The sequence below is a fragment of the Roseibium marinum genome, assembly GCF_002906165.1.
Taxonomy (GTDB): Bacteria; Pseudomonadota; Alphaproteobacteria; order Rhizobiales; family Stappiaceae; genus Roseibium; species Roseibium marinum.
Genome location: NZ_PPCN01000009.1, coordinates 266,744 through 280,235, shown reverse-complemented (window position 1 = coordinate 280,235; position 13,492 = coordinate 266,744). Strand labels below are relative to the sequence as shown.

Here is a 13,492-nt window from a genome sequence, read left to right as displayed (position 1 = left end):
GCAAGCTTGAGGCCGACAAGGCCAATACACCGGAAACAAAAAAACGCCCGAAATCCCGATATAAAACCATCAAAAAAACAAACCCGCCGAAATCGACGGGTTTGTCAGCGGTCTGAAAGGCCGGAACGTTTGTTCCGGCCTTTGTCGTTTGTTCAATCAATTGATGAAAAACTGCGAGACCCTGAGGGTTCAGAGCAGCCGGCGCGGTCTTGCAACGGCGCGCGTGCCGCTCTGAACATCAGAATTTACTGGCTCGGCTTTTGCGCGTCGATCAGCTTCTGGCGGGCTTCATCAGCACGCTTCTGCAGCTCGCTCTGCAATTCTTCCTGGCGCTTTTGCAGGTCAGCAAGGTTCATCGGTTCGCCGTCATAGACGCTGGTGAAGCCGATCAGGGTCATCTTGAAGACGATTTCCTTGGCCTGCTGGTTGTAGGGGGCCACCCGCATTTCGCCGCCCTGCTTCATCACGCTGATGAAGCTGTCGTCGATTGCCAGCTCCGCATAGCATGCGTTTGGAGCGCAAATGCTGTATTTGGCCTGAACGGGCTTGCCGTCATCGATCTGGATGCGCAGTCCGGGCTGAAGCAGAACACCAGTCGGAACAGCCACAAGCAGTTTCTTGCGCGCTTCGCCTTCCGTCTCCTGGATGGCGATGTTGCTCAGGAACTGACCTGTATTGGTGCGCAGTTCAATCGAAATGAAGCAGATTTCCTTCTGCGTATTCGGATTGGTGTTACACGCCTTCGTCCAAGGGCTCTTTTCTTCCTGGGCGATTGCGGGAGCACCTGCAAAAGAAGATAGGGCCACGAACGCACCCGCGGCGCATCCGAACAATCCTCTTTTCAAAACACTCTTCATCGAAACGTCCTCAATCGTGCGTGTGCGATACTTTCGCGTTGTTCTGAGGCATTCCGGTAGCAACCGCAAGGCCCGTGAGATCATTCAAACCGTGAAAACATGGTAAGGCACCTAATTTGGGCAAGAGGGTGACCGATTTGCAACGCAGGTCAAATCCCCGATTCAAATCTGAATATCTTGCTGTTTGTCCCTTGCGCCAGGCGCGTCCGTTTGAACCCTGTGGTAGTCTGAGAAGTGAGAATCAACAGAATCTCGGACGGTGGTCATGCGTTTCTTCATAGTTCCCGAGTGTCTTTATCAATATAGCCATAGCCGGTCGCTTGCCTTGGCGGCGGCACTTCTTTGCGCGACATCCGGTTTGCTTCCTGCCTTTGCGGCAGACGAAGACGTTCCATGGACCCATGCCATTTCCATGCACGGTTCCCCTGCCCTCGGTCCTGACGAACCGTTTCCCTATGCCAATCCCGAAGCCCCCAAAGGCGGATCGGTCACGCTCGGTGTCCAGGGAACCTTCGACAGCCTGAATTCCTTCATCGTTCAGGGTGGCTGGACCTCGGCGCGCGGCATGCGCGAAAGGGAAATGGGCAACAACATCCTTGAAAGCCTGTTGGTACGGTCCTACGGGGAGGCCTTTTCGCTATACGGACTGCTGGCGCAGCGGGTACGCATGCCTGACAGCCGCGAATGGATCGAGTTCGAGCTCAATCCGGATGCGAAGTTCTCGGACGGGTCTCCCGTGACTGTGGAAGACGTGATTTTTTCTCTCGAGCTCATTCGCGACAAAGGCCGCCCGCCCTACCGCAACTGGTATGCATCCATCGTCGAAAAGCAGGTGACCGCGCCCAACCGGCTGAAGCTGGTGTTCGAAAACGGCGACAACAGAGAATTGCCGTTGCTGATTGCACTGGCGCCGATCTATTCCAAGAAGAACACCGACGCCGAGACTTTCGACAAGTCGTCCCTGAAACCGCCGGTCGGCTCCGGACCCTATACGTTCAAGACAATTGAACCCGGCCGGCTGGTCGTTTACGAGAAAAATCCCGCCTACTGGGCGAAGGATCTTCCCGTAAAAGCCGGATTCGACAATTTCGACGAAATCCGCGTCGAATATTTTCGCGACCAGACCACGCTGCAGGAAGCCTTTAAAAAGGGGCTCGTCCAGGCGCTGCAGTTCCGTGACCCGGCCCGCTGGGCGACAGGGTTTAATTTTCCGGCCGCGGAGAACGGCAACGTCGTAAAACTTGACGTGCCGCTTGGCGTTCCCGCGGCCATGCAGGGCATCGCCTTCAACACGAGGCGCGACCAGTTAAGCGACCGGAACGTGCGCAAGGCTCTTCGGATGCTGTTTGATTTCGAATGGGTCAACCGCAATCTCTATCATGGACTTTATACGCGAACGGCCGGTTATTGGGACGATTCAGATCTGTCGTCGATCGGCAGGCCTGCCAGCGCACGCGAAAAAGAGCTGCTGGCGCCGTTTCCCGATGCGGTCGACCCGGAGGTCATGGCCGGAAGCTGGCGTCCCGCCGATGCGGACGGGTCCGGACGGGACAGGAAGGTTCTACGGGCCGCGCTCGCCGAATTCGGCAAGGCCGGATACGGCCTGAAAGACCGGAAACTGGTTCAGGAAGAGACCGGCCGGCAGCTGACCTTTGAAATCCTCGCCAAAAACGAGGACGAGGAGAAACTCGCCCTTACGTATATCCGGACCCTGGAACTTCTGGGCATCGATGCGAATGTGCGCAGTATCGACCCCTCGCAGTTCGAGGACCGCAGAACGAAACGCGATTTCGACATGGTGTTCAATACATGGACCGCTTCCCTTTCGCCCGGGGCGGAACAGTATGGCCGCTGGTCTTCAAAGGCGGCGGACGCCGAGGGATCGTTCAATTTCGTGGGTGCGAAGGAACCGGCGATCGACGCGCTCATCGATGCGATTGTCGGAGCCCGCAGCCACGAGGAGTTCGTGGACGCGGTCCGCGCCTTCGACCGTGTGCTCATTTCAGGCGCCTATGCCGTTCCCCTGTATCACGTATCGGACGACTGGGTTGCCTACTGGAACCAGGTTTCACCACCGGAAAAGCATTCTCTGTACGGGCACGAATATGACACGTGGTGGTCTTCCACGGCACGTTAATCGGACCAATGGACGAAAGAAAAAATGAAAGTCACCCTAGAAAGTCTTTCCAAAGAGCATCACGACAGCGGAGCCTGGTCCGATTTGCCGCTGGACGAACTCTTCCGGCAAACAGCGGCGGAGCACCCGTCCCGCCTTGCGATAGCGGACGCACCGGACCGGGAGGTCTGGACCGGCGGAGCCCCTCGCCGGCTGACTTATGCCGAAGCGGATCGGGAAATTGACCGCCTTGCGGCCTTCTACAGGACAGTGGGTCTAGCCGCGGATCATGTCATCGGGGTTCAGGCTCCCAATACAGTGGATGCCGTGATCGCGATTCTGGCGGCCCTGCGCGCGGATCTGATCATCTCCCCCCTGCCACTCCATTGGCGCCAGAAGAATGTGCTTGAAGCGCTTAATTCGATCGGCGCGAAGGGTTTTATCGCCGCCGACCGGGTCGAGACCAGAGACGTCGGAGTTGCGGCACGGGATGTGGCGGCGGATCTGTTTTCGCTTCGCTTTGTTTTTGGCCTGGGCAAGGACATCCCGGATGGACTGATCGAACTCGGGCCGATGCTGGCAGAGATGGGGGAAGGACTGGAATTCACGCCGAGCGAACGTCCCGATCCCGCCGATCACACCGCGACAATCTGCTGGAGCCGGAGCGGCGAGGAGAATGTTCCCGTCAGCCGGTGCCACAATCACTGGATCTCCGCATCTCAGATGATCGTCGATGAGGCGCATATCGGCGACGCCAGCTCCATACTGGTTCCCTATTCCCTCAGCGGCCTGACAGGTCTCGGCGGCGGACTGGTACCCTGGCTGCGGATCGGTGGCACGTTGCATCTGCATCACCCGACGTCTCTGGCAAATCTGGCCGCGCATGCCAACGACGTGAAGGCGGACGTGGTCATGACACCGGGACCGCTTGCCCAGACGCTTGATCGGAAGCTGAGCGACCACAAGACCACGATCCTTGCTGCCTGGAACATCGCCGCGCCGCATCCGACCGCCTTCGTCGCCCGCCGGAGGCTGGTGGATCTTCACATCGCAGATGAATTTGCCCTGGTGGCCAAGGCGCGCGGCCCTTCCGCCAAGATGAAAGCGACGGCGCTGGGAAAGCATTGCGGGCCGAACGGGTGTGAAAGCGGGCCAACCCTTCTGGAAATTGCGGTCACCGACGAGGTTGATGGGCATGGGCCGGCTCTTCTGGTCAAGGGGCCCATGGTCCCCGAAGTCGGCTGGCATACCATCAACGGAGAACAACGCAGGGTTCGCCGGGAAACCAGCGGTTTCCTGAACACGAATATCAATGTTGACCTTGTTGAAGGTGGAATTTCCGGGTTCGGCATTCCCGGACAATATGCTTTGGGAACCGGTGACCTTGAGGCGATCGATCCCATTTACGCCGATTATGAGGGAGTGAGGGAAGCCGCTGCTTTCATCGTTGAAGATTCGATCCTCGGCGCCAGAATGTATGCGGCCCTGGTGCCGGAGCCGGGCCATGTGCCGGATGCGGGTGCTTTCTTTGCCTATCTGGATGCGGAAGGCGTAGACCTTGCCAAGATCCCCCATCGTGTGCTGATTTTACAATCGTTGCCACGGAATGCGGATGGGACAATTTCCCGTGAGCGATTGACCATGCGCACACAGCGGCTGCCTGCTGCCGCCGTGGCATAGGTGGGGAACTGGAATGGATGTTGAAACCTCGCTTTCCTGGCGCGGACCATATTGGTATGCGGGGCGGCGACCGAAACGAAACAGCAATGGCGACGAACCGGAGGACCTGGACGTCGCTCTTGTGAAGATGTTCGAGCGGCGCAGCCCGCTCCCGACCGCTCTGCCGGCTGCGATCGTCGTCGATGTGACCTGCCTGCAAGACGGTCAGGAAGACGGATTTTTCGACTGGCTCCAGGCTCAGATCGGAAATCTTGTCTGCGAGGTTCCCTTTTACGTGCTCACCGGAAGCGACAGCGTGCTGCCGGAAGGGCTTCAGGCCACCGCCATAATCGACAGGATCGTTCCCGACGACATCCTCTTGATGCTGATCTGCATTCATCAGCGCTCCCTTTTGCGCTCTGAAGAGGCCCAGCTCCGCCGCCGGGTTTTCGGCCGGATTCCGGGTTTCGGCACAGCACCGCATCATTCCGGCTCCAGCAGCCTTCTGGTTGTCGGATTGAGTGGCCGCTTTCTGGAATGGCAGGACGCAAGCGATCAGAAGGTCGAGGTGGTCGGTGCCTTCGACGGCAACATGGCTGTGGAATTCATGTCGAAACGCGCCTTCGATGCGGTCGTGGTCGATGCCGCCTTTGACGATGCGATCGACTACATGCAGCAGATCCGCCGGGACGCGCGGTTTGCCGGTCTGCCGGTACTGGCCGTCTGTGAGCGGGAGGAGGATCTGGTGCAGCTGTTCCGGAACGGTGCATCGGACGTTCTGGTTGGCGAAAACCGCAAGGAAACCCTGTCGCGGCGCCTGACCTCCGCCATCCGGTTCGGGAAGCGCCGCCGCCTGGCGGACAGAATTCTGGCGGAAAGCCATGTGTGGCTGCGCCAGCGGATCAACGAGGGCGGTCTCGGGGTGAAGGAATACACCGCATATCTTGAATCGTGCAGCAACGCGCTTGCCGTTCGGGGTCTGGACCTTTGGGAAATGCGTCTCGAGCCGGAAAATTTCGGCCTCACCATCAACTCCACACAGGAGCTTGAGGAATTCAACGCCACCTTGTTATCCATTGCCGACGCGACGAGCCGCGATGAGGATCTTGTGTGTCTGGTGCGCGACTACGGGCCTGTGGCGGTTCTCAAAAACGAGGCGGGGATAGCCCGGCTGCAGAAAAGGATCAACGCGATCCTCGCTCATACGGTGCTTTAGGTGTGGTGCCCTGATTTTGCCCCGATATTTGGGTTGGATCGATCTTTCATGTAATTGTGCATGAAATTCGATGAATGCGCATATGAGCCAGCTCAGACACGGGATTATGAATGACCGATTTTCCTCCTTTGACCGTTGACGTTGTTTCCGACGTCATGTGCCCGTGGTGCTATATCGGCAAGAGACGGCTGGAAACGGCCCTGAGATCGGTTCCTCAATTGGAGGTGACGGTCCGCTGGCATCCTTTTCAACTGGATGCGTCCCTGCCGAAAACGGGTAAGGACAGGAAAAAATATCTCAGTGATAAATTCGGAGGCATTGAACAAGCGGATAGTTTCTACAGTCAGATCAAGGCTGCGGGTGTGGAAGAAAGGATCGATTTTGCCTTCGAAGACATCAAACTGTCGCCGAACACGCTGGACTGCCACCGTCTGATCCTGTGGTCCCGCGCCGATGACCTTCAAGACGAAGTCGTGGAGCGGCTGTTTCAGGCCTATTTTCTCAAGGGAGAGGATCTGACGAAATCGGAAACACTGGTCCGGATTTCAGATGAAGCCGGTATGCAGTCCGATCTTGTTGAACAGCTGCTGGAAACGAACACCGACCTCGACAAGATCGAGGCCGAGATCGCAAACGCTCAGGCCGCCGGCATTACGGGTGTTCCGTGTTTCATCATCGACGGACGTTTCGTTCTTGCAGGCGCGGAAAAGGCTGAAACAATCGCGGCCGCCCTGTTGCACGCGGAAGAAACCCGTACGGATCAGGAAGCGCAATCCTCGGGCTGATTCCCCGATACGGTTCGGCACTAAAAAAGCCCCGGATTGTCCGGGGCTTTTTGCGTTTGAAAACCGTCGGAGCACTCAGCCCTTCAGGATGGACCTGCCGGCGTAAATGGCCTGCAGGCCAAGCTCTTCCTCGATACGGAGCAACTGATTGTATTTCGCCAACCGGTCGGAGCGCGCTAGTGATCCGGTTTTGATCTGGCCGCAATTGGTGGCGACGGCAAGATCGGCGATGGTGGAATCTTCGGTTTCGCCGGAGCGGTGGGACATCACCGCGCTATAGGCCGCCTTGTGAGCGGTTTCCACCGCGTCGAGGGTTTCCGACAAGGTGCCGATCTGATTGACCTTGATCAGGATCGAATTGGCAACACCCATATCGATACCCTTGCGCAGGCGTTCGGAATTGGTCACGAACAGGTCGTCGCCGACAAGCTGGCACTTGTCGCCGATAAGATCTGTGGTGGCTTTCCAGCCTTCCCAATCGTCTTCAGCCAGGCCGTCTTCGACGGAGATGATCGGATAGCGGGCGACCAGATCCTCCAGGTATTTTGCCATTTCTTCCGGCGAAAGCGACTTGCCTTCGCCTTCCAGAACATATTTGCCGTCCTTGAAGAATTCCGTCGATGCCGCATCGAGCGCAAGGAAGACATCTTCGCCCGGCTTGTAACCGGCGGTTTCGATCGCCTTCATGACGAAGCCGATGGCGGTGTCGGTCGATTCCAGGTTGGGTGCGAAACCGCCTTCGTCGCCGACATTTGTGTTATGGCCGGCCGCGCCGAGGGCTTTTTTCAGCGTGTGGAAGATTTCCGTTCCCATGCGCATCGCCTCGCCGAACGAGTCGGCGCCAACCGGCATGATCATGAATTCCTGGAAATCGATCGGGTTGTCGGCATGCGCGCCACCATTGATGATGTTCATCATCGGAACCGGCAGAGTGCGGGCGGACGTTCCGCCGACATAGCGGTAAAGCGGCAGGCCGGAAGCTTGAGCGGCGGCGCGGGCAACGGCCAGGGAAACGCCGAGAATGGCGTTGGCGCCGAGCCGGGCCTTGTTGTGAGTCCCGTCGAGATCGATCATTACCTGGTCGATCTGCAACTGGTCTTCCGCTTCAAGGCCGCCGATCGTCTCGAAGATCTCGCCATTGACGGCATCGACGGCTTTCTGCACGCCCTTGCCCATGAAACGCTCGCCGCCGTCCCGCAGCTCGACGGCCTCATGCGCGCCGGTGGAAGCTCCGGAAGGAACCGCCGCCCGGCCGAAGGAGCCGTCCTCCAGGAAAACATCAACTTCAACGGTCGGGTTACCACGGCTGTCAAAGATCTGACGGCCGACAACATCAATAATGGCGGTCATGGAAAGAACTCCCCTATCGCATGTACCTGAACTGACAATTTTCCGGATTTTAATCCGGAGCTTCCGGTACCCGCCGGAATGGCTGCACCACATGAGAAAGCCGCACGGGCGCGCGGCTTTAAAAACTATCCGGCCGCAACGTCCGGAGCCTTCGTGACTTCGTCGAGGGCCTTCAGCCGCTTCAAAAGCGCTTCAAGGTCCCTCAGGGGAACCATGTTCGGCCCGTCCGATGGCGCGTTGTCCGGGTCCGGATGGGTTTCGATAAACAGGCCTGCCACGCCGACAGCGACCGCGGCGCGGGCAAGCACGGGAACCATGGTGCGGTCGCCACCGGTGGAACCGCCCTGCCCGCCGGGCTGCTGAACGGAGTGGGTCGCGTCGAACACAACAGGCGCGCCGGTCGCCGCCATGATCGGCAGGGACCGCATATCGCTGACGAGTGTGTTGTAACCGAAACTGGCGCCGCGCTCGGTCAAAAGAACGTTCGGGTTTCCCGAACCGGTCACCTTGGCCAGAACGTTCTTCATATCCCAGGGTGCCAGGAACTGACCCTTTTTCACGTTGACGACTTTTCCGGTATTCGCGGCGGCTATCAGGAGATCCGTCTGGCGGCAGAGAAATGCCGGTATCTGCAGGATGTCGACCACTTCGCCCACCGGCGCGCACTGGTCCGCACCATGGACATCGGTCAGCACGGGCATGCCGTAGGTTTCGCGGATTTCGGCGAATATCGGCATTGCCTCTTTCATGCCCAAGCCGCGCTTGCCCGACAGAGACGTTCGGTTTGCCTTGTCGTAGGACGTCTTGAACACGGTGCCGATGCCGAGCCGGCCGGTGATTTCCTTGATGGCCGCGGCACATTCCAGAGCGTGTTCGCGGCTTTCCAACTGGCACGGACCCGCTATGAGGCTGAACGCCGCTTCATTGTCAAATGTCACATTTCCAACGGAAACAACGCGGTTTGCCTGGGTCATTTTTCACCAATTGTTTTCTGGGCGGATTTCGTTCGGACCACAGCCTTTCAGCATGCGACCGGATGCCTGAATGGATTTGCGTGTTCCATAGCGCTCTTTTCGCCCGCCCGCAACATCACGCATTCGCACGCGGCACCTCCCTTAAATCGGTTTAAAAGCGATTTGCCACTTTTTTGTCCCTGACCATTGTTTTGCCATCTGTTTGATGATTTTATTGCGTTGCACAAATCGATTGTCGGCAAAACTGAAGTCTGTCGCTGGGCATATTATTGATATGGCTTATTAAACGGCCTTCAATTGCTGGTAATATTTATTTTGAGAGTGCTCGAATTGCCTGTCGGCCGCCGAAATCCGATTGAATGAATGGAAATCCACGATACGGATCGGCTATTTAAGGCCAACTGGGTATAGAAGCCGTTAGGTTCGAATTTGGAAGGCGTCACATGAATAAACCCATCCGCAAGGCAATATTGCCTGTCGCTGGACTTGGCACCCGGTTCCTGCCGGCGACAAAAGCAGTTCCGAAGGAAATGCTGACGATTGTCGACCGTCCGATCATTCAATACGTTGTCGATGAAGCGCGCGCCGGCGGCATCGAGCACATTGTTTTTGTGACCGGGCGGAACAAGCATGTGATCGAAGATCACTTCGACATAGCCTATGAACTCGAGGATACGTTGAGGACACGGAATAAAACGGCTGCGCTGGAACTCCTCGAAAAACAACGGCCGCAACCCGGGTCAACCAGTTTCACGCGTCAGCAGGCCCCTCTCGGGCTGGGACACGCAATCTGGTGCGCGCGCGACATCATCGGCGATGAACCTTTCGCCATTCTTCTTCCCGACGTGATCATCAAGTCACAGGTCAGCTGTCTTAAGCAGATGGTGGATCTTTATGATAAGACCGGCGGCAACATCATTGCCGTTGAAGAAGTTCCGGAAGATCAGACACACCATTACGGCATCGTTGAGTTGTCCGAACGGATCGGCGCAAATGCCAGCAAAATTTCAAACATGGTCGAAAAACCCGCACCCGGAACGGCTCCGTCCAATTTGATGATCACCGGCCGTTATATTCTCCAGCCGGAGATTTTCGATCTCCTGTCCAATCAGGACAAGGGAGCGGGTGGTGAAATCCAGCTCACCGACAGCATGCTCGCCATGATGAAGGACCAACACTTCGCATCGCTTAAATTCGAGGGACGCAGCTACGACTGCGGCAACAAGGCGGGCTTCCTGAGTGCAAACATCGCCTTTGGCATGGACGATCCGAAGCTTGCCGAGCAGCTCATTCCGTTCATGGAAGAGATGCTCAAGCGGCCGCTTGCCGCTGAATAATCGCCTTTGCGGCTGTGACGGACTTGATATCAGACCGTAGAACCGATTAGGAGTGGGCCGGATCCTCAGCAGGGGTCCGGTCTTCCCCTTTCAGGAACCCTCATGTCCGAAACGCCTCTCCTGTCCAATAAGATTGCCGTGGTCGGTCTCGGCTATGTCGGCCTCCCCGTGGCGACCGCCTTTGCGGCCAAGGGATTTGATGTGCTTGGCTTCGATATCAAGAGGCAGAGGCTGAAGGAGCTGGAAAATGGCCGCGACAGCACGGATTCGGTAACGGCGGCCGATCTTTCCCATAAATCGCTCGCTTTTTCCTCAAACGAGGAAGACCTGAAAGATCGAGACATTCTGATCGTCGCGGTTCCCACACCCGTCGACCAGGCAAAACGACCCGACCTCACTCCTTTCCGGAATGCGGCCGCAACCGCCGGCCGCAACCTGAAAACGGGTGCGATCGTGGTTTTTGAATCGACGGTTTTTCCCGGCGCGACGGAAGATGTAGCCGTTCCGATCCTGGAACGGGAATCCGGTCTGGAACTCGGCAGGGGTTTTGAGGTCGGCTATTCCCCCGAACGCATCAACCCGGGCGACAAGCAGCGCGGTTTCGCGGACATTACCAAGATCGTCTCCGCCTCGTCCGACGAGGCCGCCCGGACACTTGCCGCTCTTTATGGCGCGGTCGTAACGGCGGGCATCCACCTGACCTCCTCAATCAGGGTCGCTGAAGCTGCCAAAGTGATTGAAAACACCCAGCGGGACCTGAACATCGCCCTGATGAATGAACTGGCCATGTTGTTTCATCAGATGGGAATCGATACCCGTGACGTCCTCGATGGGGCTGCCACCAAGTGGAATTTCCTTCCCTTCCAACCGGGGTTGGTCGGCGGCCATTGTATCGGTGTCGATCCTTATTACCTCACCCACAAGGCCAATGAAATCGGAATGACCCCGCAGGTTATTCTCGCAGGCCGCGGCACCAACGAGGCGATGCCGGCCTTTGTCGCCGGCAAGATCATTCAGGAAGGCGTCAAGCTGGGCCTGCCCGTGCCGCCGAAAATCGTCGTTCTCGGCATCACCTACAAGGCCAATGTGCCCGATACCCGCAATTCCAAGGTGGTCGACCTGATCGATGAGCTGAAGAAATTCGGGGCCGAGGTTCTGGTGCACGATCCGCTTGCCGATCCCGAAGACGTTTTCAACGAGTATGGAATCACCCTTGCCGGTCCAGACGCGCTCACAGGCGCCGATGCGATTGTCCTGGCCGTGCCGCATCGTCAGTTTTCGCAGGGAGAACCTGTGTGGCAGTATCTGACAGGAATGCTGAAAAACGGAACCGGGCTCGTTGCTGACATTCCCGCCCTGCTGGAAAGAAATTCCATTCCTGACGGGGTTCGGCTCTGGAGACTTTGAGAATACTGCGTATTTTCACGACTAACTTTTGTAATTTCGCTAGTGAAGTAATTTCTCGCAGCAATTGCTGAATAATTTTCCAGTCACTCGACCGGTCTATTTCGGGGATTATTGTGAATTTGGAAAAGCGGAAAGTGGATCTGGCCGTATACTGATCGGGTTTCGAGAATGGAGATACCGATCATGGCACAGGCTCATTTCCGGAAGTTGGCTGCCGCGGCGGCTGTCGGCACGCTGTTGCTCAGCGGTGCGGCGCGCAGTGAAGACGGGCTCGATAGCGGCGCGTTTCAGGAAATCATCAAGAACCAGATGAAGGCCTTCGCGACGGACAATGCCGGAGCGGCGTTCTCTTTTGCCGCCAGTTCTCTAAAGCGGCGGTTCCAAACCCCGGAATTTTTCATGGAAATGGTCCGGCAGGGCTATCAGCCGGTCTACAAACCCCAGAGCGTCACGTTCGGCCGATCCAGAATGACGAAGATCGGACCGACGCAAGAGGTCTATGTGACGGGGCCGAAGGGGAAAAACTGGCTGGCGCTTTACAGTTTCGAGGAGCAGGATGATGGCTCCTGGCGGATTTCCGGCTGTTACCTGACCACATCCGACGGATTCTCTGCCTGAGACGATTGCGGGTCAGAGGACCGGAATATCGCCTCGGGCCCAGTCTTCCTTTGTCCGGGCGTAGAAATCCTCGAAGCCTCCGGCCTCGATCGCATCGCGCATGCCCTGCATGAGCTGCTGATAATAGGCGATATTGTTCCAGGTCAGCAGCATGCCGGCAAGGCCTTCGCCCGCCCGCACGAGATGGTGCAGATAGGCGCGGCTGTAGATACTGGCCGCGGGGCAGCTGTTTTCTCCGTCCAGCGGACGCGGGTCATCCTGGTGCCGGGCGTTTTTCAGGTTCACCTTGCCGAAACGGGTATAGGCCAGTCCATGCCGGCCTGCACGGGTCGGCATCACACAGTCGAACTGATCGATGCCGCGCTTGACGCTTTCCAGAAGATCGTCGGGCGTTCCGACACCCATCAGATAGCGCGGTTTGTCAGCCGGCATCACCGGCGTCGTGATGTCCAGCATGGCCAGCATGACGTCCTGGGGTTCTCCGACCGCAAGACCGCCGACCGAATAGCCTTCAAACGGCATTTCACCGAGTTCCTGCGCCGAACGGATACGCAGATCGGGCTGATCGCCTCCCTGAACAATACCGTAAAGCCCCCGCCCCTTGCCGGGGCCGCCCATCCGTTCGAATTGCGCACGGGACCGCTCCGCCCACCGGAGCGACAGCTCCATGGCGCGCTGAACCTCTTCCTTCGGGCTGGGCAGGCGGATGCATTCGTCGAGCTGCATCTGGATGTCGGATCCGAGCAATCCCTGAATTTCAACCGAACGTTCCGGTGTCAGGTGGTGTTTGCTGCCATCGATATGGCTCTGGAACCGGACACCATCCTCGTCCAGTTTGCGCAACTGGGCCAGCGACATCACCTGGAAACCACCGCTGTCGGTCAGGATGGTGTGCGGCCAGTTCATGAATGTATGCAAACCGCCCAACCTTGCCACCCGTTCGGCGGTGGGGCGGAGCATCAGGTGATAGGTATTGCCGAGAACAACATCCGCGCCGGTTTCGCGCACCTGATCGGGGTACATAGCCTTGACTGTCGCCTGGGTTCCCACCGGCATGAAAGCAGGCGTCCGCACGATGCCGTGAGGCGTGCTGATTTCCCCGCGCCGGGCGTTGCCGTCCGTAGTTATCAATTTGAATTTGAAAGTCTTTTCGTTTTCGGACATGGCGGAAAT

General features: G+C 57.7%; 11 protein-coding genes. 7 read left to right on the top strand and 4 right to left on the bottom strand.

The window, feature by feature from the left end; translation table 11 throughout:
* Positions 1-245: 245 nt before the first annotated feature.
* Positions 246-857 carry an invasion associated locus B family protein gene (locus tag CLV41_RS19790; RefSeq protein ID WP_103224148.1) on the bottom strand — a complete coding sequence of 204 codons (612 nt, stop codon included), beginning with the start codon at positions 855-857 and terminating at the stop codon, positions 246-248.
* 412 nt (positions 858-1,269) lie between these two features.
* Here CLV41_RS19790 and CLV41_RS19785 point away from each other — a divergent pair, with 412 nt between their 5' ends.
* The 4 genes from CLV41_RS19785 to CLV41_RS19770 all read left to right on the top strand — a co-directional run bounded on the left by CLV41_RS19785 (position 1,270) and on the right by CLV41_RS19770 (position 6,633).
* Positions 1,270-2,994 carry an extracellular solute-binding protein gene (locus CLV41_RS19785; protein ID WP_208987607.1) on the top strand — a complete coding sequence of 575 codons (1,725 nt, stop codon included), beginning with the start codon at positions 1,270-1,272 and terminating at the stop codon, positions 2,992-2,994.
* A 24-nt stretch (positions 2,995-3,018) separates the two neighbouring features.
* Positions 3,019-4,653 carry an AMP-binding protein gene (locus tag CLV41_RS19780; RefSeq protein ID WP_103224146.1) on the top strand — a complete coding sequence of 545 codons (1,635 nt, stop codon included), beginning with the start codon at positions 3,019-3,021 and terminating at the stop codon, positions 4,651-4,653.
* Between the two features lie 13 nt (positions 4,654-4,666).
* On the top strand, positions 4,667-5,848 hold the full coding sequence (locus CLV41_RS19775; RefSeq protein WP_208987606.1) for a PleD family two-component system response regulator: 1,182 nt from the start codon (positions 4,667-4,669) through the stop codon (positions 5,846-5,848).
* A 110-nt stretch (positions 5,849-5,958) separates the two neighbouring features.
* Positions 5,959-6,633, top strand: coding sequence for a DsbA family oxidoreductase (locus CLV41_RS19770; protein WP_103224145.1), 675 nt, complete (start codon positions 5,959-5,961; stop codon positions 6,631-6,633).
* Between the two features lie 75 nt (positions 6,634-6,708).
* Here the strand turns inward: CLV41_RS19770 and eno are convergent, their stop codons facing one another.
* Both eno and kdsA read right to left on the bottom strand, forming a co-directional pair.
* Complete coding sequence (eno, locus tag CLV41_RS19765) at positions 6,709-7,983, bottom strand: phosphopyruvate hydratase (protein ID WP_103224144.1); 1,275 nt, start codon at positions 7,981-7,983, stop codon at positions 6,709-6,711.
* A gap of 125 nt (positions 7,984-8,108) precedes the next feature.
* The gene (kdsA, locus tag CLV41_RS19760) at positions 8,109-8,957 is read right to left on the bottom strand and encodes a 3-deoxy-8-phosphooctulonate synthase (RefSeq protein ID WP_103224143.1); all 849 of its coding nucleotides are present in this window, start codon (positions 8,955-8,957) and stop codon (positions 8,109-8,111) included.
* Positions 8,958-9,400: 443 nt separating this feature from the next.
* Between kdsA and galU the strand changes: the two genes are divergently transcribed.
* The 3 genes from galU to CLV41_RS19745 all read left to right on the top strand — a co-directional run bounded on the left by galU (position 9,401) and on the right by CLV41_RS19745 (position 12,319).
* Entirely contained in the window at positions 9,401-10,294 is an 894-nt protein-coding gene (gene galU, locus CLV41_RS19755; RefSeq protein ID WP_103224142.1) for a UTP--glucose-1-phosphate uridylyltransferase GalU, read from the top strand.
* Between the two features lie 102 nt (positions 10,295-10,396).
* The gene (locus CLV41_RS19750; RefSeq protein ID WP_103224141.1) at positions 10,397-11,701 is read left to right on the top strand and encodes a nucleotide sugar dehydrogenase; all 1,305 of its coding nucleotides are present in this window, start codon (positions 10,397-10,399) and stop codon (positions 11,699-11,701) included.
* A 183-nt stretch (positions 11,702-11,884) separates the two neighbouring features.
* A complete protein-coding gene (locus CLV41_RS19745) occupies positions 11,885-12,319 on the top strand; it encodes a DUF4864 domain-containing protein (RefSeq protein WP_103224170.1) in 435 nt (144 codons plus the stop codon).
* Between the two features lie 12 nt (positions 12,320-12,331).
* On the opposite strand, the gene tgt is transcribed toward CLV41_RS19745, so the two are convergent.
* On the bottom strand, positions 12,332-13,483 hold the full coding sequence (gene tgt / locus CLV41_RS19740; protein ID WP_103224140.1) for a tRNA guanosine(34) transglycosylase Tgt: 1,152 nt from the start codon (positions 13,481-13,483) through the stop codon (positions 12,332-12,334).
* Positions 13,484-13,492 lie beyond the last annotated feature (9 nt).